Raw genomic sequence first — 22,401 nt, 5'->3', positions numbered from 1 at the left:
GGCGTCCGGAGTTTGACCGATTCGGCCCCGCGCGCAAGCGCCGGCGTCGGCGCCGGCGGGTTGACCGCGGGGCGCGCGCGCCACTAGCGTCGCCGCGACCATGAATCAGGAGGCCGCGATGGACATCCCGCTCAAAGGCCTGGGCTGGGCCGAGATCGCCCCGATGCTCGAGGCCGCCAAGGCCGGCGACTACTCGTGGCGCGACGGCCGGATGGCGGTCTACTACTACTATCTCGACGAGGCGCTGCACGAGGTGCAGACCAAGGCCTACCAGGCGTTCTGGACCGAGAACAACCTCGGCAAGAAGGCGTTCGCCAGCCTCGCGAAGCTGGAGGACGACGTCGTCTCGTTCGGCCTCAAGCTGATGAACGCGCCGGAGGGCGCCGCCGGCACCTTCACCTCCGGCGGCTCCGAGAGCATCTTCCTCGCCGTCCAGACGGCGCGCGACTGGGCGCGCGCCGAGAAGGGGATCCACGAGCCCAACTTCGTGGTGCCGCGCACCGCGCATCCCGCCTTCACCCGCGCCGGCCACGCGCTCGGCGTCGAGGTGCGCCGCGTGCCGACGACGCGCAACGATTTCAAGGCCGACGTCGCCGCCATCCGCGGGCGGATCGACTCGAAGACCATCGGCATCGTCGGATCGGCGCCCTGCTATCCGTTCGGCGTGTTCGATCCGATCCGCGAGCTTGCGGCGGTCGCGCTGGAGCGCGATCTCTGGATGCATGTCGACGCCTGCGTCGGCGGCTTCCTGTCACCGTGGGTCAAGCGGCTGGGGCACGCGGTTCCGGACTGGGATTTCAGCGTGCCGGGCGTCACCAGCATCTCGGCCGATCTGCACAAGCACGGAATGGCGCCCAAGGGCGCGTCGCTGATGCTGCTGCGCTCGGCGGAACTGAAGATGAAGCACCAGACGTTCGACTTCCGCGAATGGGAGCGGGGCCCCTACGTCGCCTACACCATGCAGGGCACGCGGCCCGGCGGCGCCGTGGCGGCGGCCTGGGCGGTGCTGCACCACCTCGGCGACGAGGGCTATCTGCGCTGCGCCCGGCTGATCATGGACACCAAGCGCAAGCTGGTGGACGGCGTCAACGCGATCCCGGGGCTGTCGACCCTGGAGCCGAACGAGCTCGGCATCTTCGTGACCCGCGCCGCCGACCCGGCGCTCGACATCGGCGCCGTCAGCGACGCCATGAACGCCCGGGGCTGGTTCATCGGCCGCCAGATGGAGCCGGCGGGCATCCACATGCATCTGAATCCGGCCCACGCGAAGGCCGCCGACGCCTATCTGCGCGACCTTCGGGCGTCGGTGGACGAGGTCCGGGCGGCCGGCGCGCGCGGCGGCGAAGCCGGCTCGACCTACTGAACGCCACCGGCCGGCGCCCCCTCGGGAGGCGCCTTCGCGCGCGCTCCGGCCGGGTCGCCGACGGGCCGGCGCCAGCCCCCCCGCGCGCCCCTCGAAAGTCGAAGAAATGGCCGATCCATCGGCATTCTCAACGCTTTAGCCGCGTGGAAATGCCGCTTGACACCCCCCGGACCATTCCCTAGTTTCCGCGCGATTTCGCGCCCGCCCGTCGCTTTCGCGAGGGGTCGTCGTGAGGTCGGGCATCGTGGTTCGGACGCCACCGATATGGCCGATGAGCGCAAGCCGACGCCGCTTGAGGAGCTCGACGCGCGGGTCACCGCGGCGCGGGCGGCCCACAAGCCGGAGTCGCGCACGGATCGATCGGCCGGCGGCGGCGCCGTGCCCGCGAGCGGGCTGGGCATCGCCGTGCGGATCGGCACGGAGCTGGTCGCGGCGCTCGCGGTCGGTGTCGGCGTCGGATACGGGCTGGACCTGTGGCTCGGGACGAAGCCATGGCTGATGGTGGTGTTCTTTTTTCTCGGCGCCGCCACCGGGGTGTACAACGTCTACCGGGTGACGGCCTCGATGGGCCGGAGCGACCGGGGCGGCGGGGCCTGAAGGCCGCGACGACGACAGGTTGGGGGATGGCGTGGCAGGTCCGCTCGAGCAGTTCAAGATCGAACCGCTGATCAAGCTTCCGAAGCTCGGTGGGGTCGACATCTCCTTCACGAACTCGGCGCTGTGGATGACCATCGCGGTCGTCGTCGCGACCGTGTTCCTTGTCGGCGGCATGAGCCGCCGCGCGCTGGTGCCCGGCCGATGGCAGTCCATGGCCGAGATGTCCTACGAATTCGTCTCGAAGATGCTGACCGACCAGGCCGGCCACGCCGGCAAGGCGTTCTTCCCGTTCGTGTTCGCGCTGTTCATGTTCATCCTGACGGGCAACCTGCTCGGCATGGTGCCCTACAGCTTCACCTTCACCAGCCACATCATCGTCACCTTCGGGCTGGCGTTCGTGGTGTTCCTCGGCGTGACGATCCTCGGCTTCGTCAAGCACGGCGTCCACTTCCTGTCGTTCTTCGTGCCCAAGGGCGTGCCGGCGGTGATGCTGCTGCTGATGGTGCCGATCGAGATCCTGTCGTACCTGACGCGGCCGGTGAGCCTCGCGATCCGGCTGTTCGCCAACATGATGGCCGGCCACACCATGCTGAAGGTGTTCGCGGGCTTCGTGATCAGCCTCGGCGTGCTCGGCGGCTGGGCCCCGCTGGCGCTCAACGTCGTGCTGACCGGCTTCGAGATCCTCGTGTGCTTCCTGCAGGCCTACGTCTTCACCGTGCTGACCTGCATCTACCTCAACGACGCGCTGCACCTCCACCACTGACGCGCGTCCCTCCATCGGGCGGCGCCTCGGTCGGGCGCCGTCGCGGCCATCCACCGACCAGGTTTTCGAGAAAGGAAACGGACCATGGATCTCGCTAGCGCAAAGATGATCGGCGCCGGTATCGCCGTTATCGCCCTCGCCGGCGTCGGCGTCGGCATCGGCAACATCTTCGCCTCGCTCGTCGGCGCGGTCGGCCGCAACCCGGCGGCCCGCGACAACGTGTTCGGCCTCGGCATGCTCGGCTTCGCGCTGACCGAGGCGGTGGCGCTGTTCGCGCTGCTGATCTCGTTCCTGATCCTGTTCGGCTAGCACCGACGCCGCGCGGCGGCGGACGGCGCCTCCGGGCGCCGCCGCGCCGCGTCGACCGGGGGACGGGCCATGCCGCAACTCGATACGGCCTTCTTCGCCACGCAGCTGTTCTGGCTGGCGGTGACGTTCGTCGTCTTCTACCTGCTGATGTCGAAGCTGGCGCTGCCGGCGATCGGCGAGACGCTGAAGCGGCGCGAGGACAAGATCCAGGGCGACCTGGACGCGGCGCTGAAGGCGAAGGAGGAGACCAAGTCGGTCATCGCCCTCTACGAGAAGGCGCTGGCCGACGCGCGCGGCGAGGCCCAGGCGCTGGCCCGCAAGACGGCCGACGCCGCCGACGCCGAGGCCGCGAAGCGCCAGCACGAGGTCTCGCAGCGCATCGCCGGCGAGCTGGCGGGCGCCGAGCGGCGGATCGCCGACGCCCGCGCCGCCGCCATGGCCAACGTGCGGTCGATGGCCGCCGAGGTCGCCCGCTCGGCGTTCACGCGCCTGGTCGGCGCGCCGGCCGACGCCGTCAAGGTCGACGCCGCGGTCGACGCCGCGCTGAAGAGAGGCGCCTGAGATGTTCGGCACAGCCTACGCCGCCGACCCCAAGGGCGCGCCGGGCCACCACGGCCCGATCTACGCGACGCCCGAGTTCTGGGTCGCGGTCGCGTTCGTCATCTTCGTCGGACTCGTCGTCTGGAAGGCGCGCGCCGCGATCGGCGCGGCGCTCGACAAGCGCGGCGAGACGATCCGCCGACAGATCGAGGAGGCCGAGAAGCTCCGCGCCGAGGCGCAGGCCATGCTGACCGAGTACGAGGCCAAGCGCCGCGACGCGGTCAAGGAGGCCGAGGGCATCGTCGCCCAGGCCCGCGCCGAGGCAGAGCGCATGAAGGTGCGCGCGCAGGCCGATCTCGAGGCCTCGATCAAGCGCAGCGAGAAGCTGGCGCTGGACCGCATCGCCCAGGCCGAGGCCCAGGCCACGGCCGACGTGCGCAACGCCGCCGTGACGGCCGCGATCGGCGCCACCGGCGCTCTGCTGCGCGAGCGCCTCGCCGCCGGCCATGGCGCCGAGCTTGTCGACCAGGCCATCGCCGAGCTGCCGAAGCGCCTCCACTGAGGTCGGCTCGATGCCGGCCGGAACGAAGCCCCGCGCCGCCGGCTCGGGGCTTTTTTCATGGCCGCGGCCGATGATGGCTTCGCCGTCGTCCGCCACATCGGGTCCGCGCCGGTGAACGGCTCGCTGGCCGAGCGCTTCCCGCGCGACACCGTCCTGCTCGTCGTGCTGTGGGCGGCGGCGGCGCTGGCGCTGGGCGCCGGTCTGCTGGCGCCGGCGGTGCGCGTGACGCGCTTGAGGCTGTTCGACACCACCCACTCCGTGCTCTCGGGCATCGCCGATCTCGTGGCCGGCGGCTCGCTGCCGCTGGCGGTCGTGGTGGCGGTGTTCTCGGTGGCGTTCCCGATCGCCAAGCTCGGCCTCGCCGCCTGGCTGTGGTTCGCGCCGCGAGCCGGCGACCGCGCCCACCACGTCGCCGGCGCGATCGGCAAATGGTCGATGCTCGACGTGCTGGTGGTCGCCGTGGTCGTCGCCTCGCTGCAGGGCGGGTTCATGGTCAGGCTGCGGCCGGAGGCCGGCATCTACCTGTTCGCGCTGTCGACGATCCTCGCCATGGCGCTGGGCGCCCTGATCGAACGCCGCCGCCGCGCCGTCGAGGGCGGGTAGAGCGCGTCCATCGGGGATGACGCATGTGATCGCCATGCCCCTTCATCCCGAGCGCAGCGAGGGATCCCTCCGCCGTCCCAGAATTTCTCGCCGCGCTCGACATGACGGAGAGGCGCGACGATCCGGTTAGACCGGACCGCGCCCTACCCTTCCGACGCGCCGCCGCCCATCGTGTCGTCGGGCGTTTGCGCCGGCAGCCCGGCGCGGCCGCCGCTGCGGGCGTCGAGGAACGCCTTGTTGCGCTCGCGCAGCTCGGCGTCGGCATCGGTGTAGAGGAACGGCAGATAGGCGTAGCGCGTGCCGCGCGTCACCGGCCGCGCTTCGTGCAACAGCGAGCACGAGAACACCACGGCGCCGCCGGTCGGGGCGCGGTAGGTGCGCGGCCCGAACTCCGGTAGACGCAGATCGCCGCCCTCGTACTCCTCGGCGTTGAGGTTGAGCGTGACGGCGAAGCGGCGGTGCGCCGTGCCCTTGGTCGTGTTGTCTCGGTGCGGACGGAAGAACCCGCCCTCGATGGCGTCGTAGCAGGCGACGATGTGGCGCTCGATGCGCGTGGCCTCGAACTGGAAGGCGCGGCGGATCGACGGCAGAAGCCGCCCGGTGATCCGGCGGATCGCCTCCTTGACCAGGCGGTCGTCGTCGATCTGCCGGTCGCGGCGGCGTTTGAAGCCGTGGTCGACGACGCCGACGGTGATGCCCTCCGTCTCGCGCATGAAGCCGGAATCGTCGCCGCCACGGGCGGCGTAGTAGTCGATCAGGCGCCGGCAGAACGCCGGCTCGAAGACGCGCTCGACCACGAGCACCGGCGCGTGGCCGACGCTGGCGTCGGCCGCCTGCCAGTCGGTCAGGCGCCGCAGACCCTGGACCAGCCGCGACAACGGCGGGCGGTCGCCGCCGAGCGGCAGCGACTGCAGCACGCGCAGCCCGCGGTCCATCACCACCAGGCCGCCCTCGACCGGCGCGCCGGGGCCGACGGCGGGATCGCAACGGCCATAGGCCGCCGCGACGGCGCGGTCGTAGTCCATGAAATAGCGCAGGCCGGGCACCTCGTGCGCGACGCCGAGCCGCGCGGCGTCGGCCGGATCCGACAGCACGTAGAACAGCGCCAGCGTCTCGTCGTCGAACGCGGCGCGCTCGGCGCGCACCTCGGCGACGAGGCGCGCGGCGTCGTCGGTCAGCGGATGGCCGAGGAACGCCAGCACGATGTTGCGGCCGGCGGCGGTGTCGAAATGGAACTTGGGATTGACCGGGGTCGGCGCCGTGAACCCCGGCGCCGGTTCACCGAATCCCGGCTTCTTGACCACGGCGTGGAGCCTCCGAACGACGCGCCGGCATCATAGCAGAGTTCGCGCGCGCCGGACCCGCGGGCCCGGCGCGGCCGTCACTCCGCCGCCTGGCGGGCCGGCGCGCCGGGCGCGGCGTTGGTCGGTTTCCAGCGCAGGATCGGCTTGCGCGCCGCCAGCGTTTCGTCGAGCCGGCGGCGCGGCGCGTGCAGCGGCGCCGCCTTGAACGCCTCGACGGAATCGCCGGCCTTGGCGCGCCGCGCCAGGTCGAGCAGCGCGTCGCAGAACAGGTCGATCTCCTCCTTGCTCTGCGTCTCGGTCGGCTCGATCAGCAGGGCGCCGTGCACGACCAGCGGGAAGTACATCGTCATCGGGTGGTAGCCCTCGTCGATCATCGCCTTGGCGAAATCGAGCGTGCTGACGCCGCTGTCCTTGAGGAAGGAATCGTCGAACAGGCACTCGTGCATGCACGGGCCCTCGAACGCCGGCGTCATCTCGGTCCGCAGCCGCGCCATCACATAGTTGGCGTTGAGCACGGCGTCCTCGGCCACCTGCCGCAGCCCGTCGGCGCCGTGGCTCATGATATAGGCAAGCGCGCGGGTGAACATGCCCATCTGGCCGTGGAACGCCTTGAGCCGGCCGAACGGCGCGCCGTCGGTGGCGTCGCCCTCCTCGACCAGCCGCCAGCCCGCGGCGTCGCGCACCACCCATGGACGCGGCGCGTAGGCCGCGAGGCGCTCCGACAGCACGACCGGGCCCGAGCCCGGGCCGCCGCCGCCGTGCGGCGTCGAGAACGTCTTGTGCAGGTTGATGTGCATGCAGTCGATGCCGAGGTCGCCCGGCCGCACGCGGCCGACGATGGCGTTGTAGTTGGCGCCGTCGCAGTAGAAATACGCCCCGGCGGCGTGCACCGCGTCGGCGACGACGCGGATGTCGCGCTCGAACAGGCCGCAGGTGTTGGGGTTCGTCAGCATGATCGCGGCCACGTCGGGACCGAGCGCGGCCTTGAGCGCCGCGACATCGACGCGGCCGTCCCCGGTCGCCGGGATAGGCTTGACGGCGAAGCCCAGCGCGGCGGCGGTCGCCGGGTTGGTGCCGTGCGCCGATTCCGGCACCAGCACGGTCTTGCGGTGCGCCTCGCCGCGCGCCGCCAGCGCCGCGGCGATCGCCATCATGCCGCACATCTCGCCATGCGCGCCGGCGGCCGGCGACATCGCGACGGCGGGCATGCCGGTCAGCGTCTTGAGCCAGCGCGCCAGCTCGTCGATCAGCGCCAGCGCGCCCTGCACGGTGGACATCGGCTGCAACGGATGGATGTCGCCGATGCCCGGCAGCCGCGCGATCTTCTCGTTGAGCCTCGGGTTGTGCTTCATCGTGCACGAGCCCAGCGGATAGACGCCCATGTCGATGGCGTAGTTCTTCTGCGACAGACGCGTGTAGTGCTGCACCACCTGCGGCTCGGACAGGCCCGGCAGGCCGATGGCGCCCTTGCGACGCAGCCCGCCGAGGCGGTCGGCGACCTTCGGCGGCTCCGGCAGGTCGACGCCGCAGCGTCCGGCCTGGCCCATCTCGAAGATCAGCTTCTCCTCGAGCTGCAGCGCGCGGTTGCCGGTGTAGGTCGCGGTGGCCGGGGCGGAGGACGGCATCGCGCCGGCGCGGCCCTGGGAGCGGTCGAGCGACTGGACCATCACAGCGTCTCCTTCAGTCCGGCGATCAGCGGGCCCATGCCGAGCTCGGTGGCGGTCTCGGTGACGGCGACCAGCAGCAGGTCGCCGACGGCGGGATCGTCGGGGATCAGGCGCGACACCGGCACGCCCGCGAGGATCCCCTTGCGCGCCAGCGCCTCGACGACTCCGGCGGCCGGCTTCGGCAGGCGCACGGTGAACTCGTTGAAGAACGTGTCGTTGAGCACCTCGACGCCGGGCAGCGCCGCGATCCGGTCGGCCAGCTCGACCGCCTTGGCGTGGTTCAGCTCCGCCAGGCGGCGCAGACCCGCCTCGCCCAGCAAGGTCAGGTGGATCGTGAAGGCCAGCGCCATCAGGCCGGAGTTCGTGCAGATGTTCGACGTCGCCTTCTCGCGCCGGATGTGCTGCTCGCGGGTGCTGAGCGTCAGCACGAAGCCGCGCTTGCCGTCGGCGTCGACCGTCTCGCCCACCAACCGGCCGGGCATCTGCCGGAGATGCTTCTCCTTGGTCGCGAACAGCCCGACATAGGGGCCGCCGAACTGGAGCCCGACGCCCAGCGACTGGCCTTCGCACACCACGATGTCGGCGCCCATCTCGCCCGGCGGCGTCAGCGCGCCAAGCGACACGACCTCGGTGACGACCACGATCAGCAGCGCGCCCGCCGCCTGGCAGGCCTTCGCCAGCGGCGCCAGATCGCGCACCTGGCCGAAGAAGCTGGGGTTCTGCACCACCACGCACGAGGTCTCGCGGTCGACGAGGCGCGCCAGGTCCTCGACGGCGCGCGGATCGGCCGGCTGCGCCGCCGCCGTGAAACCCTGCCACTTCGCCGTCGTCTCGACCACGGCGCGGTAGTGCGGATGCAGGCCGCCGGAGAGGATCGCCTTCGAGCGCCGCGTCACGCGGTTGGCCATCAGCACGGCCTCCGCCGTGCCGGTGCTGCCGTCGTACATCGAGGCGTTGGCCACCTCCATGCCGGTCAGCATCGTCACCTGGGTCTGGAACTCGAACAGGTACTGCAGCGTGCCCTGCGTGATCTCCGGCTGGTACGGCGTGTACGAGGTCAGGAATTCGCCGCGCTGGATCAGATGATCGACCGCCGACGGCACGTGGTGGCGGTAGGCGCCGGCGCCGAGGAACGAGGGATGCGACGCCGGCGACAGGTTCATCGCGGCGTAGGCCTGGAACGCGCGTTCGACCTCGAGCTCGCCCTGGTGCGGCGGCAGCTCGGCGATCGGTCCGGGCAGGATCGCCGCCGCCGGCACGTCGCGGAACAGCTCGTCGACCGAGCGCGCGCCGACGGCGGCGAGCATCTCGCGCCGGTCGGCGTCTGTCAGGGGAAGGTAGCGCATCGGCGGAGCTCCCGGTCTCGGCGGCGGTCTAGGCGAGCGACGCGACGAAGGCGTCGTAGGCGGCCTGGTCCATCAGGCCGTCGAGCTCGGACGGATTCGCGAGCTTGAGGCGGAAGAACCAGCCCTTGCCCATGGCGTCCTCGTTGACGTCGCCCGGCGCGCTGGCCAGCGCCGCGTTGGCCTCCACCACCTCGCCGGTGGCCGGCGCGTAGATGTCGCTGGCGGCCTTCACCGATTCGACGACGGCGACGGCCTCGCCCTTCTCGACCGAGCGCCCCGCCTCCGGCACCTCGACGAACACGACGTCGCCGAGCTGCTGCTGGGCGTAGTCGGTGATGCCGACGGTGGCGACGCCGCCGTCGACGCTGATCCACTCGTGCTCGTCGGTGAACTTGATGGTGGCCATGATCCGGTCTCTCCCTCGTGCCTGTCGACGGCGGCGCTAGCCGCGGAAATAGCGGTGTTTGACGAACGGCATCGGCGCGACCGCGCACGGCACCGGCTTGCCGCGCACCATCAGCGCAAGCTTCGTGCCGGCGGCGGCGTGGGCGCGCGCCACGTAGCCCATGGCGACCGGCCCCTCGCGTGTCGGCGAGAAGCCGCCGCTGGTGACCTTGCCGACCACGGCGCCCGCGCCGTCGACGATCTCGGCGCCCTCGCGGGCGATGGTGCGGCCCTCCGGCACGAGGCCGACGCGGCGCCGGGCCGGACCGTCGGCGATCTGCTGGAGGATCGTCGTGGCGCCCGGCCATCCGCCCTCGGCGCGCCGGTCCTTGCGGATGCTCCACACCAGGCCGGCCTCGACCGGCGTGGTGGTGGTGTCGATATCGTGGCCGTAGAGGCAGAGACCGGCCTCGAGGCGCAACGAGTCGCGCGCGCCCAGCCCGATCGGCTTGACTTCGGGCTGGTCGAGCAGGCGGCGGGCGATGGCGGCGCAGGCATCGCGCGGCGTCGAGATCTCGAAACCGTCCTCGCCGGTGTAGCCCGAGCGCGTGACGTAGCATTCGGCGCCGTCGATGCGCACGAACGCACCGGTCATGAACGTCATCGCCGCCACCGCCGGCGCCAGCCGCGCCACCGCGTCGACCGCCTTCGGTCCCTGCACGGCGAGCAGGCCGCGCGCGAACATCGGCTCGATCTCGACCCGGTCGGAGAGACAGGCCCGGATATGCGCCAGATCGGCGTCCTTGCAAGCGGCGTTGACCACCAGCAGCAGATGGTCGCCGGTGCTCGTGACCATCAGGTCGTCGAGGATGCCGCCGTTGGCGTCGGTGAACTGGGTGTAGCGCTGCTGGCCGGGCTGGAGGCCGCGGATATCGGCCGGCACCAGCGTCTCGAGCGTCGCCGCGAGGTCGTGGCCGGGCTTCGCCGTCAGCCGGATCTGGCCCATATGCGAGACGTCGAACAGGCCGGCGGCGGCGCGCGCGTGATTGTGCTCGCCGAGGATGCCCATCGGATACTGCACGGGCATCTCGTAGCCCGCGAACGGCACCAGCTTGGCGCCGAGTTCCCGGTGGAGGTCGTACAGCGGCGTGCGCTGGAGCGGGGCGGTCTGGGTCGAAACGGCGTCGGTCAACGGGCACCTGATCGAGTCGAGCCTGCGCGGCGCCGAAACGGCACCGTGCCTGCCCCCTCTGTCCCGGTGACCTGAAAGATTGGCCGGCGCGCGAACGCCGGCTTACCTCGTCGGTGGACCGCGGCCGGCGTCAGCCGGCCCGATCGCTTTCCAGAGTGCCATCCCCCCGCGGCCCGTTTGCCTGAGAGTTTCCGGGGCGGTTGCTCCTTCGGCGGCGGCTCCGGCGTACCGGTCCGCTCTCTCCCACGGGGATCATCTGGTGCGCCCACCGTATGGGAGGCCCTAACGCTGGGCAACCGGCGAGACGTCGCGGCAGCCGAGAAAGCCGGGGAAAAGAGCCGCGAATCGATCGGGGTCGGCTTCCTCGGGGCGTGCTTTGATAAAAATGACCATACGCTCATCTTTTTTCTTGAAGTAAAACTGAGCAAATACTATTTAGTGAATGTCCACTTCATAGAAAGGAACGCCATGTTTTACAAATTACTCACACTTTTCCGAGCACGGGCGCATGACGCCGAGCAGGCGTTGATCGACTCGCACGCCCTGACGATCCTCGAACAGGAAATCCGCGACGCCGCCGACGGCGTCCGCGACGCCACCCGCGAACTCACCGGCCTGATGGCCCGCGAGATCCAGGACCGCCGCGCGCTGGACGCCGCCGAGAAGCGCGTCGCCGACCATGAGGCCTACGCCCGCAAGGCGCTGGAGCGCGCCGACGAGGCGTTGGCGCTCCAGATCGCCGAGGCGGTCGCCGAGTCCGAGGCCGACCGCGACCGCCTGCGGGCGTCGGTGGACGCCGGCGGCCGCGAGATCAACCGCCTGCGCCTCGATATCGGCAAGGCCGACGCGCGTATCGGCGAGCTGCGCCGCGAACTGGCGGCGGCCCGCTCGCGCGGCGCCTTGCAACGGGCTGAAGGTCTGGTCGCCCGCCGCACCTTGGGCGCGCAGTCGGCGCTCGCCGCCGCCGAGGAGACGCTGTCGCGCGTGAAGGAGCTCCAGACCGACCAGGCCGACCGTCTCGCCGCCGCGCGCCGTCTGCGCGAGGAGTCCGACGGCACGGCGTTGTTGGACAAGCTGCGACTCGCCGGTATCGCCGAGCCGGCGAGGAACACCGCCGAATCCGTGCTGGCGCGCCTGCGCGCCGGCATGGGCGGCGCCGGCGCGCCGCCACGGCCGGCGTGACCACCACAATCCACCAGACCAACGGAGACCACCATGCATAGCGATTCAGCCGCCTGGACGCTCTACAGCTTCACGTCCTTCGCGTTCGCGACCGGCCTGATGCTGCTGGGCATCTTCAACATGTCCGTCGATCTCTGGATGCGCGCCTACTTCCTGATGGGCACGTTCTTCCTGGTCGGCTCCAGCTTCACGCTCGCCAAGACGCTGCGCGACCGCCACGAGGGCCGGAAGCTGATCAACAAGATCGACGAGGCGAAGACCGAGCAGCTGCTGAAGCAGTACGATCTGCGGGCGCCGGGGGCGTGATCATCCTCCCCGTTTCCGGCAGCGCCGGACGCTGGGCCCGCCCAGCGTCCGGCGCGACCGCCGGGACACCGGAATCCGCACAATCGATGCGCGAAATATCCGTAAGAACGGGCATTTTCACGCCGTCGCCCGCGTTCCGACGCGGAAAAGCGCGCCACTTTTCTCGCGCCCTCCGTGATGCCCCCTTCCAATATCCGTCACGCGGCGATAATAATATTGCCATGGGGAAGGCAGACGACACCAAAAAGCGCGTCGAGCGCGCCGCGCTGACGCTGTTCATGGCCCGCGGCGTCGCAGAGACGACGACGCGCGAGATCGCGATGGCCGCGTCCGTCGCCGAAGGCACGATCTACCGATATTTCCCGAGCAAGGACGCACTCGCCCTCGAATTGTTCATGCGCCACCACGTGGCGTTGGCCGAGGCGCTGATGGAGGCGCACCGCCAGCACAAGCGGCTGCGTCTGAAGACCGAGGCGATCGTGCGGTGCTATTGCGAGTGGGCCGACCGCGACTGGACGACCTTCGCGTACCATCTGCTGACGCAGCACCACTTCCTCGCCAGCCTGTCCGAGGATCTTCCCAACCCGGTCGACGTGGTGCGCGACGTGATCGCCCAGGCGCTGGTCGCCGGCGAGATCCCCAAGCGCGACATCAACGCGCTGACCGCGAGCGTGGTCGGCGTCGTGCTGCAGGCGGCGACGTTCAAGGTCTACGGCCGCATCACCGGCCAGCTGTCGGACCACGCGCCGACGTTCGTCGACGCCGCGTGGGCCGTGCTCAACGCCAAGCCGAGCGCCTGACGACCTCGTGGCCGGCGCCCTGGCGCCGCGGCGCCGCCGCTTCGGTTGAACTCGAGCTCCTCCGGCGTCGGCAGCAGTCCGACGGCGATCGAGTAGGGCTCCCCGGCCTCGCCGGCGGCGAGCGGAATCCGCAGCGTGATCTCCTCGGACGAGCCCTGCCGCGCGCGCGCGCCGGCGAACTTGAAGTCCGAGGTGAAATTTCGGCCTTGGACGACGCGGCCCGCCGGATTCAAGACGCGGACGAAGTAGCCGACGCTGGCCTGCCGCGCGCGCGCGGCCGCAGGGCCCTCGACGACGATGACCTCGAGTTTCAGGTCGATGTCGACGCGGTTGGCGCCGGGGTCGCAGGCGATCTGCGTCTTGCCCAGCTCGGCGGTGAACACGATATCGGTCGGATCGCGGCCCGGTCCGGCCCGGAATCGCGTCAAGGTGGTCGCGTCCTGGACGCGCAGCGCCTCCGGACAGGCGGTGCGGGCGACGGCGCGCTCCTCGGCGGACGGCCCGCCGCAGGCCGCGAGGCCGGCCGACAGGGCCACGGCGGGGAGCGCGAGTTTCAACTTCATCGATCTTTCCTCAAGCGCCGCGCGCCGCCGATCCACGGCGCCGACGCGGCGGCGGACGCGATCACAGGCCCTTGTGCGTGCCGTCGCAAAACGGCTTCTTGGCGGTGTGCTTGCAGGCGCAAAGCCAGTGGTCGCCGGACTTCTCGGCGGTGAACTTCATCGGCGCGAACGCGCCGCCCTTGTGGGCGCCGTCGCAGAACGGCTGCTTGGCGCTCTTGCCGCAGGTGCACCACCAGTAATCCTTGCCGGCCTCGAGCACGACCTTGTTGGGTGCCTTGGCGGCGATGACCGGTTCGCTCATGGATCGCTTCCTCGCGGTATGGAGAATTGCTAGTGTGCGGCGCGTCGCGACGACGGCTCGATTCTAGGCATCGGACGCCCGCGGCACAAGCGAAGTCCGGATGCAGCCCACCATCGTCAAACCGCCGCTCACGATCCTGCTCGCCGGCCCGCGCGGCTTCTGCGCCGGCGTCGACCGCGCGATCCAGATCGTCGAGCGCGCGCTGGAACGCTTCGGCCGGCCCGTCTACGTGCGCCACGAGATCGTCCACAACCGGTTCGTGGTCGAGAGCCTCGAGGCCAAGGGCGCCATCTTCGTCGACGAACTCGACGAGGTGCCCGACGACCGGCCGGTGGTGTTCAGCGCCCACGGCGTGCCGAAGTCGGTGCCGGCCGAGGCCGGCCGGCGGAACCTGCTCTACGTCGACGCCACCTGTCCGCTGGTCTCGAAGGTGCACCGCGAATCGGAGCGCCACCACGCCGCCGGGCGCACGGTGGTCCTGATCGGCCACCGCGGCCACCCCGAGGTGATCGGCACGATGGGCCAGCTGCCGGAGGGCGCCGTCATCCTGGTCGAGGACGCGGGGCAGGCCGAGACCGTCGAGGTGCCCGATCCCGCCAACCTGGCCTTCGCGACCCAGACGACGCTGTCGGTCGACGACACCGTCCAGATCGTCGCGGTCCTGCGCCGCCGGTTTCCCGCGATCCAGGGACCGAAGGTCGAGGACATCTGCTACGCCACCACCAACCGCCAGGCGGCGGTCAAGGCGATCGCGCCGCGGTGCGAGGCGCTGGTCGTGATCGGCGCGCCCAACTCGTCGAACTCGATGCGGCTGGTCGAGGTGGCGCGCAACTACGGCTGCCCGCGCGCGACGCTGCTGCGCCGCGCGTCGGAGATCGACTGGGCCTGGCTCGCCGGCGTGTCGCGGCTGGGCGTCACCGCCGGCGCCTCGGCGCCGGAATCGCTGGTCGACGAGCTGATCGCCGCCTGCCGCGGGCGCTACGAGGTGACGATCGAGGAGGCGCGCGTCACCGAGGAGGACACCGTCTTCAAGCTGCCACGCGCGCTGGTGGCGTGAGCGCGGCATGGCGGTCTACACCGAGGTCGACGACGACCAGCTCGACGCGTTCCTCGCCGCCTACGACATCGGCGCGGCGACGTCTTGCAAGGGGATCGCCGAGGGCGTCGAGAACACCAACTACCTCCTGACGACCACCCGCGGCCCGTACATGCTGACGCTGTACGAGAAGCGCGTGGATCCGCGCGACCTGCCGTTCTTCCTCGGCCTGATGGACCATCTCGCGGCCCGCGGCATCCCCTGCCCGACGCCGGTGCACGGCCGCGACGGCGTGGCGCTGCGCGAGCTGGCCGGACGGCCGGCGGCGGTCACCACCTTCCTGCCCGGCCTGTGGCCGCGCCGCATCGAGGTCGCGCATTGCGGTCCGGTCGGCGAGGCGATGGCGCGGCTGCACGTCGCCGGCGAGGGGTTCCCGCTGCGCCGGCCGAACGCCCTGTCGGTGTCCGGCTGGCGGCCGTTGTTCGACGGCGCCCGCGCGCGCGCCCACGAGGTCATGCCCGGCCTCGCCGACGAGCTGGACGCCGAGCTGGACGGCTTCGAGCGCGGCTGGCCGCGCGGACTGCCGGCCGGCGTGATCCACGCCGACATGTTCCAGGACAACGTTTTCTTCCTCGACGGCGCGCTGAGCGGCATCATCGATTTCTACTTCGCCTGCGACGACCTCCTCGCCTACGACCTCGCCATCGCGCTCAACGCGTGGTGCTTCGAGGCCGACCGCAGCTTCAACGTGACCAAGGCGCGCGCGTTGATCGGCGGCTACCAGCGCGTGCGGCCGCTGACGCCGGCCGAGGCGGCGGCGCTGCCGACGCTGGCGCGCGGCGCGGCGCTGCGGTTCCTGCTGACGCGGCTCTACGACTGGCTGCACACGCCGGCGGGCGCGATGGTCAAGCGCAAGGATCCGCTGGAATACCTCGCGCGGCTGCGGTTCCACCGCTCGGTCGCCGGCGTCGCGGACTACGGCGTATGACGGCGGTCGGCGACGGCGCCGCCGCGGTCGAGATCTTCACCGACGGCGCGTGCAGCGGCAATCCGGGGCCCGGCGGCTGGGGCGCGATCCTGCGCGCCGGCGCGAGCGAGCGCGAGTTGTCCGGGGCCGAGAAGGCCACCACCAACAACCGCATGGAGATGATGGCGGCGATCGCGGCGCTGGAGGCGCTGAGGCGCCCCTGCGCCGTGCGGCTGACGACCGACAGCGTCTACGTGCGCGACGGCATCACCAAGTGGATCCACGGCTGGCGGCGCAACGGCTGGAAGACGGCCGACCGCAAGCCGGTCAAGAACGAGGATCTGTGGCGCCGTCTCACCGTCGCGATGGCGCCGCACAAGGTCGAATGGCTGTGGGTGAAGGGACACGCCGGCCATCCCGAGAACGAGCGCGCCGACCGGCTGGCGCGCGACGCCATCGCCACGCTGCGGGCCGCCGGGCCGGTCTGACCGCCGCGCTCACACCGGCAGGCGCAGGCGGGCCCGCAGGCCGCCCAGCGGCGACTCCTCGAGATGCAGCTCGCCGCCGTGGCCGCGCACGACGTCGCGCGCGATGGTGAGGCCGAGGCCGACGCCGCCGGTGCTTGCGTTGCGCGACGCGTCGAGCCGGAAGAACGGGCGGAACGCGTCCTCGCGCTTGTCGGCCGGTATCCCGGGGCCGTCGTCGTCGACCGTCACCTCGATCGCCGTCTTGCGCCGCCGCGCGCTCAGTTCGACGCGCCGGCCGTGGCGCGCGGCGTTGGCGACGAGGTTGGCCAGGCAGCGCTTCATCGCCATCGGCCGCAGCGGCATCGACAGGTCGCCGTCGTAGGCGACGACGATGGCGCCGCCGTCGCGCCGGCCGCCGGCCGCGACCTCGTCGAGCAGCGGCGCCAGGTCGGTCGGCACCGGCTCCTCGTCCCCCTCGCCGCGCGCGAAGGACAGGTAGCCCTCGATCATGCGCTCCATGTCGAGCACGTCGGCCTCGAGCTCGCGCTTCTCCGGCCCGTCGTCGAGCATCGCCAGCCCGAGCTTCATGCGCGTCAGCGGCGTGCGCAGGTCGTGGCTGACGCCCGCCAGCATCTCCGTGCGCTGCTGGATCTGGCGCCGCAGCCGCTCGCGCATGGTGAGGAACGCGGTCGCGGCCTGGCGCGCCTCCTGCGATCCCTCGGGCTTGAAGTCGGCGACGTCGCGGCCTTTGCCGAGCGCGTCGGCGACCTTGCCCAGCCGGCGGATCGGCGTCAGCTCGCGGCGCACGAACCACGTCGCGACGCCGAACAGGACCAGCGCCGCGCCGAGATTCGCCAGCACGAACGCCCAGCTCGACGTGGTGTAGAGCCGGCTCATCGGCACCAGCACCTCGATCACGCCGTCGGCCGACTGGGCGGCGATCAGCACGCGCCGGTCCGACGACGAGGTGTCGAGGAAGTACGGCGCCTTGAGGTCGGCCTCGATCGCGTTGACCAGCTCGCGCTCGAGGATGCTGTAGAACCGGGGGCGCAGGCGCTCCGGCAGCTTCTCGCCCGGCTTGAACTCGACGTTGAGCCGCATGTCGGCGCGGGCGCGCTGCGCGATCCACGCGAAGTTCTCCTCGCCGGGGAACTCGGCGTGCAGCGCCATGACCAGCTTCACGTCGCCGACCACGGCGCGCGACAGGCGGCCCGTGACGTTGTCCCAGACCTGCTCGTAGAACACGTAGGTCGCGATGAGCTGGAGCAGGATGGTCGGCACGACGATCGCCAGCGTCGCGCGCACGAACAGCGTGCGCGGCGCCAGCTTCGCGAGCTTGCGGCCGGCGCGGCGCGCCAGGAACCAGGCGCGCGCGGACCACCGCGCCGCGGCGCCGCGCGGCGCCGCCCCGGGGAGCGGGGAGTCGGGCGCGGTCACGACGCCGCCAGCCGGTAGCCCGTGCCGCGCACGGTCTGGAGGTAGCGCGGGAACTTCGGATCCGGCTCGATCTTGCGCCGCAGCCGCGTGACCTGGACGTCGATGGTGCGGCCGTTGACGGCGCCGCCGACCAGCCGCGCCAGCGCGTCGCGCGTCATGTCCTGCCCGAGGTTCAGCGCGAACACGCGCAGCAGCGAGCGCTCGGCGTCGGTGAGCCGCACGCGCCGGGCGCCGGCCGCCAGCTCGCCGGTGCGCACGTCGAAGCGCAGCGGACCCATCGTGACCGCGTCCACCTGCGCCGGCGGCGCCGCCGGCGGCGGCGCGGCGGCGCGGCGCAGGATGCTGGCGACGCGCAGCAGCAGCTCGCGCGGCTCGAACGGCTTGGGCAGGTAGTCGTCGACGCCGCGCTCCAGGCCTGCGATGCGGTCCGGCGCCTCGCCCATCGCGGTCAGCATCAGGATCGGCACCGCCTTGCCGGCGGCGCGCAGCGAGGCGGTCAGGTCCAGCCCGCTCTCGCCCGGCATCATGACGTCGAGCACCACGAGGTCGAAATCCATCGACGACAGCCGCTCGCGCGCCTCGGCGGCGTCGGCCGCCGCCGTCACGCGGTGGCCGTTGCGCGACAGGAAGCCCCGCAGCAGCTCGCGCAGCCGCTGGTCGTCGTCGACCACGAGGATGTGCGCCTTGTCCATGGCGCGTCCCTCAGCGCGCCTGCGTCAGGCGGCGCTCGATGTCCGGCCGCTCCTCCGGATCGATCATGCCCAGCAGCACGCGGTGGAAGCCGTCCATCGCCGGCGCGCCGGCCTCGCCGAAGGCGCGCGCGAAGCGGGTCTGCTGACGCTGCGTCAGCTCCTTCTCCAGCGCCGCGCCGGACGCGGTCAGCGACAGCAGCCGCTGGCGGCGGTCGCGGGCGCCGGTCTCCTGGTCGACGTAGCCGCCGTCGATGAGTTCGCGCAGCACCCGCGACAACGACTGCTTGGTGATCTTGAGGATGCGCAGCAATCCGCCGACGGTGATGCGCGGATGGCGGCCGATGAAATAGATCGCGCGGTGGTGGGCGCGGCCGAAGCCGGCGTCCTGCAGCATCGCGTCGGCCTCGCCGGTGAAATCGCGGTAGGCGAAGAACATCAGCTCGATGCTGCGGCGGAGCTGTTCCTCGCTGGCGGCGTGCGGGATCGCGGCGAGAGGACGGGCGTCGGCCATGGGGAATCCGGATTGTCGCGGCGGAACGAGGTGCGGCGCATCCTAGGGGAAGCGACCGATCCGGGAAAGTCCCGGATCGGGAAGTTTACCCCACGCTGTCCTGCAATTGACTCCCGCCCGGCGAGGATGTTACGCCCGCACCGTCCGCGAGGGACATATTGTTCCAATTTCGAAAGATCCCGCCATGTCCGTCCTCACCTTCGATGACCGCGACGGCACCATCTGGTCGAACGGCGCGCTGGTGCCGTGGCGCGACGCCAAGGTGCACGTGCTGACGCACGGCCTGCACTACGCCAGCTGCGTGTTCGAGGGCGAGCGGGTCTATGGCGGCGAGATCTTCAAGCTGCGGGAGCACACCCAGCGGCTGATCCGCTCCGGCGAGATCCTCGGCTTCACCATCCCCTACTCGGCCGACCAGATCGACGAGGCCTGCCGGCAGGTGGTGAAGGCCAACGGCATCGTCGACGGCTACGTGCGCCCCGTGGCGTGGCGCGGCAGCGAGATGATGGGCGTCTCGGCGCAGCAGAACCGCATCCATCTCGCCATCGCGACCTGGGTGTGGCCCTCCTACTACACGATGGAGGCCCGCATGAAGGGCATCCGTCTGGCGATGGCGGAGTGGCGCCGGCCGGCGCCGGATACCGCGCCGACCCAGTCCAAGGCCGCCGGCCTGTACATGATCTGCACCATGAGCAAGCACAAGGCCGAGCAGCATGGCTACGACGACGCGCTGATGCTCGACTACCGCGGCCAGGTCGCGGAGGCGACCGGCGCCAACGTGTTCTTCGTCATGAACGGCGAGCTGCACACGCCGAAGCCGGACTGCTTCCTCGACGGCATCACCCGCCAGTTCGTGATCGGGCTGGCCAAGGCGCGCCAGCTCAAGGTCGTGGAACGCGCGATCTTCCCGGAGGAGCTGGCGAACGCGACCGAGGCGTTCCTCACCGGCACCGCCGCCGAGGTGACGCCGATCGGCGAGATCGGCCCGTACAAATTCACGCCGGGCGAGGTGTGCCGCACGCTGATTGCGGATTTCGAGACCGCCGTGCAGCCGAAGAAGCAGGCGGCCGAGTAGCCCTGACCTCGTCGACCTAGACGAAGACGGGCGGCCCGCGGGCCGCCCGTTTCCCGCGTCGGGGGCCGAAGATCAGCGGCCGTCGCGCGCGAACTGACGATCGCGGCGACTACGGCGTCCTCGCGGCCGACGAAGCCGTGATGGGCGCGCGCTGGCAGACGTCGCCCTGCGACGTGCCGCCGTCGATCCACACCACGCGCGCGCGGCTCCCGGCCCAGGCCAGGAACGGCGTCACGCTGCCCGCCGCGGTGACCCGGCAGGTGTCGAGTTGGTGGTGCACGACCAGCGTCGGCGGCAGCCGCGCGGCGTCGCCGATCGCCACCCGCGCGTCGGTCAGCATGGCCGACGCGAACACGACCCCGTCGGGACGATGGGCCAGCGCCGGCGCGACCTTGAGCGCGCCCCGGCTCATCGCGACCACCATGACTCGCGGGGCGACGGCGCGCATATGGGCGATCGCCGCGCCGACATCGACGTCGCCATCGATCAGCAGGCTGGCGACGCCCGAGGCGGCGTAGGCGCCGCGCGTGCGCACGATCCAGTTGCCGCCGCGCTGGACGCGGCCGCCGGGGCCGATTCCGATCTGCCCGTCGCCGCCGGTGAGCAGGACCAGCCCGACAGACGCGGCGCCGGCGGGACGGTTGAGCAGCGCGCGGCCGCCGGGCAGCTCGACGACCTGCTCGGCGTGCGATGGCGCGGAGAGCGACGCAACCAGCGCCGCGATGACGAACCAGACCATGAGACGCGCCATACCGGCCTCCGCACCGTCCTGCCGACGGGATTGGAGCATAGGATCGTCGCGGCCGGAACCGGCCGTCAGGGCGCCGGGAAGGGCGGCGCGTAGGGTTCCGGCGGCAGCCGCAGTCCATTGCAGAAATACGAGACCGTCCGGTAGAAGCCGCAGAGCGCGATCAATTCCAGCATCTGCTCGTCGGTGAACGTCGCGCGCGACGCCGTCCACAGCGCGTCCGAGATCGACGCCGTGTCGTGCAACTCGTCGGCGAGGCGTATCAGCAGGCGCTCGTCGTCGGACCAGCATCCCGCGTCGGCGCCGAGATGGACGACGGCGTGGTTCTGCGCCGCCGTCAGTCCGGCCCGTCCGCCGAAGAACGCGACGTGCACGCCCCATTCGTAGACGTTGCCGCAGCGCGCGCACACGCGGTCGACGACGATCTCGCGCTGGCGCAGGGTCAAAGGCCCCTTGTCGAGCAGCGAGCCGGCGCGGAACTTGCCCCACACCCGGGCCGACCGCACCAGCGTGCGGAACAGCGCCAGCGGCGGCACGCCCGTCGGCATGATGGCGTCGAACGCCGCCTGGATTTCCGCGGCGTAGGGCGCCTCCAGCGGCGCGATCCGGGGGCTGGCCATGTGGTTCTCCGTCCGATGCTACGATTATCGTAGCGATGGAGGCGTCATACGCCGCCGCACGGCGCTTTGCTACCAATTTCGTAGCGTATGGCCGCGTGGCGCCGCGGCGGCCGCCGGGCTACGCTGCGGCCATGCCCGCCGCCCCGCCCCGCGCCCGCGCCAAGCGCCCGACGCCGCTGCCCGGCGGCCGCGTGCGCGGTTCGACCACCGGCCGGCCGATCATGGCGCTGCTCGACCTGCTTGGGCGCCGCTGGACGCAGCGGATCGTGTGGGAGCTGCGCGGCGCGGCGCTGACGTTCCGGGCGCTGCGCGCGGCGTGCGGCGGGATCAGCCCGTCGACGCTGAACGCGCGGCTGGCCGAGCTGCGCGACGCCGGCCTGGTCGAGACCGCCGACGATGGCTACCGGCTCACCGCCGACGGCCGCGCCCTGCTCCGCCATCTGGAACCGCTGCACGAATGGGCGGAGCGGTGGGCGAGACGGTTGAAGGCGGCGACAGGCTGACCCGCGGGGGCTCGCCCGCTACTTCGTCAGCGGCAGCCGGGTCGCCTGGCTGACGGCGGCGCGCCAGCCGTCCTTGCCGCGCACGTAGACGACGACCCAGCGGAAATCGTAGTCGCGGTTCTCGGCCTTGTTCAGCACCGGACTGCGGCCGGTGACGATGGCGGTGTCGCGGCCGAACACCCGCACCACCATCTCGCTGGGCGGCGCCGTCTCGATCACCGGCTCGCCGGCCAGCAGCGCGACGATGCGCGCGTCGCGGCCGTCGACCTTCCCGGAGCCGTGGGTGTGCGTGTAGTGCTCGTCGTAGGCGGCCTTCAGCCTGGCCACGTCTTTGACCTTGATGGCGTCGAGCACGCCGCCCCGGAACGCCAGCACCTCCTTCTCGACAGCGGCCTCGTCGGCGGTCTTGGGGATCGGCTGCGGATGCGCGAGCGCGGCGGGGACGGGGGCGGCCAGCGACAGCGCGGCGGCGAAGGCGACGGCGACGCGGAGCGGATGGACGTTCATAGCGGACCTCGGCGCGGGGTGGGTCGGGCCGCGATCATGCCGCGGGCCCCGCCGCC

General features: G+C 71.5%; 28 protein-coding genes and 2 riboswitches. Of the genes, 15 read left to right on the top strand and 13 right to left on the bottom strand.

Annotated features, from left to right (window positions below; translation table 11 throughout):
• Positions 1–100: 100 nt before the first annotated feature.
• From IPK81_16985 to IPK81_16955, 7 genes are all read left to right on the top strand, one after another.
• Positions 101–1,363, top strand: coding sequence for an aspartate aminotransferase family protein (locus IPK81_16985; protein ID QQS11267.1), 1,263 nt, complete (start codon positions 101–103; stop codon positions 1,361–1,363).
• Between the two features lie 264 nt (positions 1,364–1,627).
• Positions 1,628–1,960 (top strand): AtpZ/AtpI family protein, encoded by a 333-nt coding sequence (locus IPK81_16980; GenBank protein ID QQS11266.1) that lies wholly within the window; start codon positions 1,628–1,630, stop codon positions 1,958–1,960.
• A 31-nt stretch (positions 1,961–1,991) separates the two neighbouring features.
• Complete coding sequence (locus IPK81_16975) at positions 1,992–2,723, top strand: F0F1 ATP synthase subunit A (GenBank protein ID QQS11265.1); 732 nt, start codon at positions 1,992–1,994, stop codon at positions 2,721–2,723.
• Positions 2,724–2,807: 84 nt separating this feature from the next.
• A complete protein-coding gene (locus tag IPK81_16970) occupies positions 2,808–3,032 on the top strand; it encodes a F0F1 ATP synthase subunit C (GenBank protein QQS11264.1) in 225 nt (74 codons plus the stop codon).
• A gap of 69 nt (positions 3,033–3,101) precedes the next feature.
• Entirely contained in the window at positions 3,102–3,593 is a 492-nt protein-coding gene (locus IPK81_16965; GenBank protein ID QQS11263.1) for a F0F1 ATP synthase subunit B', read from the top strand.
• 1 nt (position 3,594) lies between these two features.
• Positions 3,595–4,134 carry a F0F1 ATP synthase subunit B gene (locus IPK81_16960; GenBank protein QQS11262.1) on the top strand — a complete coding sequence of 180 codons (540 nt, stop codon included), beginning with the start codon at positions 3,595–3,597 and terminating at the stop codon, positions 4,132–4,134.
• Positions 4,135–4,191: 57 nt separating this feature from the next.
• Positions 4,192–4,737, top strand: coding sequence for a paraquat-inducible protein A (locus IPK81_16955; GenBank protein ID QQS11261.1), 546 nt, complete (start codon positions 4,192–4,194; stop codon positions 4,735–4,737).
• Positions 4,738–4,880: 143 nt separating this feature from the next.
• On the opposite strand, the gene IPK81_16950 is transcribed toward IPK81_16955, so the two are convergent.
• From IPK81_16950 to gcvT, 5 genes are all read right to left on the bottom strand, one after another.
• Complete coding sequence (locus IPK81_16950; GenBank protein ID QQS11260.1) at positions 4,881–6,041, bottom strand: 2OG-Fe(II) oxygenase; 1,161 nt, start codon at positions 6,039–6,041, stop codon at positions 4,881–4,883.
• Positions 6,042–6,118: 77 nt separating this feature from the next.
• Positions 6,119–7,708, bottom strand: a complete 1,590-nt coding sequence (gcvPB, locus tag IPK81_16945) for an aminomethyl-transferring glycine dehydrogenase subunit GcvPB (GenBank protein QQS11259.1) — start codon at positions 7,706–7,708, stop codon at positions 6,119–6,121.
• The gene (gene gcvPA / locus IPK81_16940) at positions 7,708–9,054 is read right to left on the bottom strand and encodes an aminomethyl-transferring glycine dehydrogenase subunit GcvPA (protein QQS11258.1); all 1,347 of its coding nucleotides are present in this window, start codon (positions 9,052–9,054) and stop codon (positions 7,708–7,710) included. Before gcvPA ends, gcvPB begins: the two co-directional genes overlap by 1 nt.
• A gap of 28 nt (positions 9,055–9,082) precedes the next feature.
• The gene (gcvH, locus tag IPK81_16935; GenBank protein ID QQS11257.1) at positions 9,083–9,460 is read right to left on the bottom strand and encodes a glycine cleavage system protein GcvH; all 378 of its coding nucleotides are present in this window, start codon (positions 9,458–9,460) and stop codon (positions 9,083–9,085) included.
• 36 nt (positions 9,461–9,496) lie between these two features.
• Entirely contained in the window at positions 9,497–10,630 is a 1,134-nt protein-coding gene (gcvT, locus tag IPK81_16930; GenBank protein QQS11256.1) for a glycine cleavage system aminomethyltransferase GcvT, read from the bottom strand.
• Between the two features lie 54 nt (positions 10,631–10,684).
• Positions 10,685–10,788: riboswitch (glycine riboswitch) on the bottom strand.
• 1 nt (position 10,789) lies between these two features.
• Positions 10,790–10,886: riboswitch (glycine riboswitch) on the bottom strand.
• A gap of 182 nt (positions 10,887–11,068) precedes the next feature.
• Between gcvT and IPK81_16925 the strand changes: the two genes are divergently transcribed.
• The 3 genes from IPK81_16925 to IPK81_16915 all read left to right on the top strand — a co-directional run bounded on the left by IPK81_16925 (position 11,069) and on the right by IPK81_16915 (position 12,918).
• Positions 11,069–11,812: a PspA/IM30 family protein gene (locus IPK81_16925; GenBank protein ID QQS11255.1), complete on the top strand. Its 744-nt coding sequence runs from the start codon at positions 11,069–11,071 to the stop codon at positions 11,810–11,812.
• 33 nt (positions 11,813–11,845) lie between these two features.
• Positions 11,846–12,118: a hypothetical protein gene (locus tag IPK81_16920; protein QQS11254.1), complete on the top strand. Its 273-nt coding sequence runs from the start codon at positions 11,846–11,848 to the stop codon at positions 12,116–12,118.
• A 221-nt stretch (positions 12,119–12,339) separates the two neighbouring features.
• Positions 12,340–12,918, top strand: coding sequence for a TetR/AcrR family transcriptional regulator (locus IPK81_16915; protein QQS11253.1), 579 nt, complete (start codon positions 12,340–12,342; stop codon positions 12,916–12,918).
• Here IPK81_16915 and IPK81_16910 read toward each other — a convergent pair.
• Together IPK81_16910 and IPK81_16905 are read right to left on the bottom strand one after the other, a co-directional pair.
• A complete protein-coding gene (locus IPK81_16910; protein QQS11252.1) occupies positions 12,828–13,481 on the bottom strand; it encodes a hypothetical protein in 654 nt (217 codons plus the stop codon). The genes IPK81_16915 and IPK81_16910 overlap by 91 nt on opposite strands.
• 61 nt (positions 13,482–13,542) lie before the next feature.
• Positions 13,543–13,782, bottom strand: coding sequence for a CDGSH iron-sulfur domain-containing protein (locus IPK81_16905; protein QQS11251.1), 240 nt, complete (start codon positions 13,780–13,782; stop codon positions 13,543–13,545).
• Positions 13,783–13,882: 100 nt separating this feature from the next.
• Between IPK81_16905 and ispH the strand changes: the two genes are divergently transcribed.
• The 3 genes from ispH to rnhA are packed head-to-tail and all read left to right on the top strand — an operon-like array spanning position 13,883 to position 16,273.
• Positions 13,883–14,839: a 4-hydroxy-3-methylbut-2-enyl diphosphate reductase gene (ispH, locus tag IPK81_16900; GenBank protein QQS11250.1), complete on the top strand. Its 957-nt coding sequence runs from the start codon at positions 13,883–13,885 to the stop codon at positions 14,837–14,839.
• A 7-nt stretch (positions 14,840–14,846) separates the two neighbouring features.
• Positions 14,847–15,806, top strand: a complete 960-nt coding sequence (locus tag IPK81_16895; protein QQS11249.1) for a homoserine kinase — start codon at positions 14,847–14,849, stop codon at positions 15,804–15,806.
• Positions 15,803–16,273: a ribonuclease HI gene (gene rnhA / locus IPK81_16890; protein QQS11248.1), complete on the top strand. Its 471-nt coding sequence runs from the start codon at positions 15,803–15,805 to the stop codon at positions 16,271–16,273. The genes IPK81_16895 and rnhA overlap by 4 nt, the downstream gene beginning before the upstream one ends.
• Before the next feature lie 9 nt (positions 16,274–16,282).
• On the opposite strand, the gene IPK81_16885 is transcribed toward rnhA, so the two are convergent.
• The 3 genes from IPK81_16885 to IPK81_16875 form a co-directional block, all read right to left on the bottom strand.
• Complete coding sequence (locus IPK81_16885; protein QQS15156.1) at positions 16,283–17,611, bottom strand: HAMP domain-containing protein; 1,329 nt, start codon at positions 17,609–17,611, stop codon at positions 16,283–16,285.
• A 74-nt stretch (positions 17,612–17,685) separates the two neighbouring features.
• Positions 17,686–18,381: a response regulator gene (locus tag IPK81_16880; GenBank protein QQS11247.1), complete on the bottom strand. Its 696-nt coding sequence runs from the start codon at positions 18,379–18,381 to the stop codon at positions 17,686–17,688.
• A gap of 10 nt (positions 18,382–18,391) precedes the next feature.
• The gene (locus IPK81_16875; GenBank protein ID QQS11246.1) at positions 18,392–18,892 is read right to left on the bottom strand and encodes a MarR family transcriptional regulator; all 501 of its coding nucleotides are present in this window, start codon (positions 18,890–18,892) and stop codon (positions 18,392–18,394) included.
• 184 nt (positions 18,893–19,076) lie between these two features.
• Here IPK81_16875 and IPK81_16870 point away from each other — a divergent pair, with 184 nt between their 5' ends.
• The gene (locus IPK81_16870; protein QQS11245.1) at positions 19,077–19,967 is read left to right on the top strand and encodes a branched-chain amino acid aminotransferase; all 891 of its coding nucleotides are present in this window, start codon (positions 19,077–19,079) and stop codon (positions 19,965–19,967) included.
• 109 nt (positions 19,968–20,076) lie between these two features.
• Here IPK81_16870 and IPK81_16865 read toward each other — a convergent pair whose 3' ends face one another.
• Entirely contained in the window at positions 20,077–20,718 is a 642-nt protein-coding gene (locus tag IPK81_16865; GenBank protein ID QQS11244.1) for an alpha/beta hydrolase, read from the bottom strand.
• A 65-nt stretch (positions 20,719–20,783) separates the two neighbouring features.
• Entirely contained in the window at positions 20,784–21,335 is a 552-nt protein-coding gene (locus IPK81_16860) for a carboxymuconolactone decarboxylase family protein (GenBank protein QQS11243.1), read from the bottom strand.
• 131 nt (positions 21,336–21,466) lie between these two features.
• Here IPK81_16860 and IPK81_16855 point away from each other — a divergent pair, with 131 nt between their 5' ends.
• Entirely contained in the window at positions 21,467–21,838 is a 372-nt protein-coding gene (locus IPK81_16855; GenBank protein ID QQS11242.1) for a helix-turn-helix transcriptional regulator, read from the top strand.
• A gap of 18 nt (positions 21,839–21,856) precedes the next feature.
• On the opposite strand, the gene IPK81_16850 is transcribed toward IPK81_16855, so the two are convergent.
• On the bottom strand, positions 21,857–22,345 hold the full coding sequence (locus tag IPK81_16850) for a nuclear transport factor 2 family protein (protein ID QQS11241.1): 489 nt from the start codon (positions 22,343–22,345) through the stop codon (positions 21,857–21,859).
• Positions 22,346–22,401: the final 56 nt, after the last annotated feature.

Source organism: Rhodospirillales bacterium, from assembly GCA_016699855.1.
Lineage (GTDB): Bacteria > Pseudomonadota > Alphaproteobacteria > Reyranellales > Reyranellaceae.
Note: the sequence above shows the minus strand (reverse complement) of the source record. Positions and strands in the feature narration are given on the sequence as shown.

Coding starts and splice junctions, on each gene's coding strand:
- IPK81_16985 (QQS11267.1), top strand. CDS start 101: ATGAATCAGGAGGCCGCGATGGACATCCCGCTCAAAGGCCTGGGCTGG.
- IPK81_16980 (QQS11266.1), top strand. CDS start 1,628: ATGGCCGATGAGCGCAAGCCGACGCCGCTTGAGGAGCTCGACGCGCGG.
- IPK81_16970 (QQS11264.1), top strand. CDS start 2,808: ATGGATCTCGCTAGCGCAAAGATGATCGGCGCCGGTATCGCCGTTATC.
- IPK81_16965 (QQS11263.1), top strand. CDS start 3,102: ATGCCGCAACTCGATACGGCCTTCTTCGCCACGCAGCTGTTCTGGCTG.
- IPK81_16960 (QQS11262.1), top strand. CDS start 3,595: ATGTTCGGCACAGCCTACGCCGCCGACCCCAAGGGCGCGCCGGGCCAC.
- IPK81_16955 (QQS11261.1), top strand. CDS start 4,192: ATGGCCGCGGCCGATGATGGCTTCGCCGTCGTCCGCCACATCGGGTCC.
- gcvPB (QQS11259.1), bottom strand. CDS start 7,708: ATGGTCCAGTCGCTCGACCGCTCCCAGGGCCGCGCCGGCGCGATGCCG.
- gcvPA (QQS11258.1), bottom strand. CDS start 9,054: ATGCGCTACCTTCCCCTGACAGACGCCGACCGGCGCGAGATGCTCGCC.
- gcvH (QQS11257.1), bottom strand. CDS start 9,460: ATGGCCACCATCAAGTTCACCGACGAGCACGAGTGGATCAGCGTCGAC.
- IPK81_16920 (QQS11254.1), top strand. CDS start 11,846: ATGCATAGCGATTCAGCCGCCTGGACGCTCTACAGCTTCACGTCCTTC.
- IPK81_16915 (QQS11253.1), top strand. CDS start 12,340: ATGGGGAAGGCAGACGACACCAAAAAGCGCGTCGAGCGCGCCGCGCTG.
- IPK81_16910 (QQS11252.1), bottom strand. CDS start 13,481: ATGAAGTTGAAACTCGCGCTCCCCGCCGTGGCCCTGTCGGCCGGCCTC.
- IPK81_16905 (QQS11251.1), bottom strand. CDS start 13,782: ATGAGCGAACCGGTCATCGCCGCCAAGGCACCCAACAAGGTCGTGCTC.
- ispH (QQS11250.1), top strand. CDS start 13,883: ATGCAGCCCACCATCGTCAAACCGCCGCTCACGATCCTGCTCGCCGGC.
- IPK81_16895 (QQS11249.1), top strand. CDS start 14,847: ATGGCGGTCTACACCGAGGTCGACGACGACCAGCTCGACGCGTTCCTC.
- rnhA (QQS11248.1), top strand. CDS start 15,803: ATGACGGCGGTCGGCGACGGCGCCGCCGCGGTCGAGATCTTCACCGAC.
- IPK81_16880 (QQS11247.1), bottom strand. CDS start 18,381: ATGGACAAGGCGCACATCCTCGTGGTCGACGACGACCAGCGGCTGCGC.
- IPK81_16875 (QQS11246.1), bottom strand. CDS start 18,892: ATGGCCGACGCCCGTCCTCTCGCCGCGATCCCGCACGCCGCCAGCGAG.
- IPK81_16870 (QQS11245.1), top strand. CDS start 19,077: ATGTCCGTCCTCACCTTCGATGACCGCGACGGCACCATCTGGTCGAAC.
- IPK81_16865 (QQS11244.1), bottom strand. CDS start 20,718: ATGGCGCGTCTCATGGTCTGGTTCGTCATCGCGGCGCTGGTTGCGTCG.
- IPK81_16860 (QQS11243.1), bottom strand. CDS start 21,335: ATGGCCAGCCCCCGGATCGCGCCGCTGGAGGCGCCCTACGCCGCGGAA.
- IPK81_16855 (QQS11242.1), top strand. CDS start 21,467: ATGCCCGCCGCCCCGCCCCGCGCCCGCGCCAAGCGCCCGACGCCGCTG.
- IPK81_16850 (QQS11241.1), bottom strand. CDS start 22,345: ATGAACGTCCATCCGCTCCGCGTCGCCGTCGCCTTCGCCGCCGCGCTG.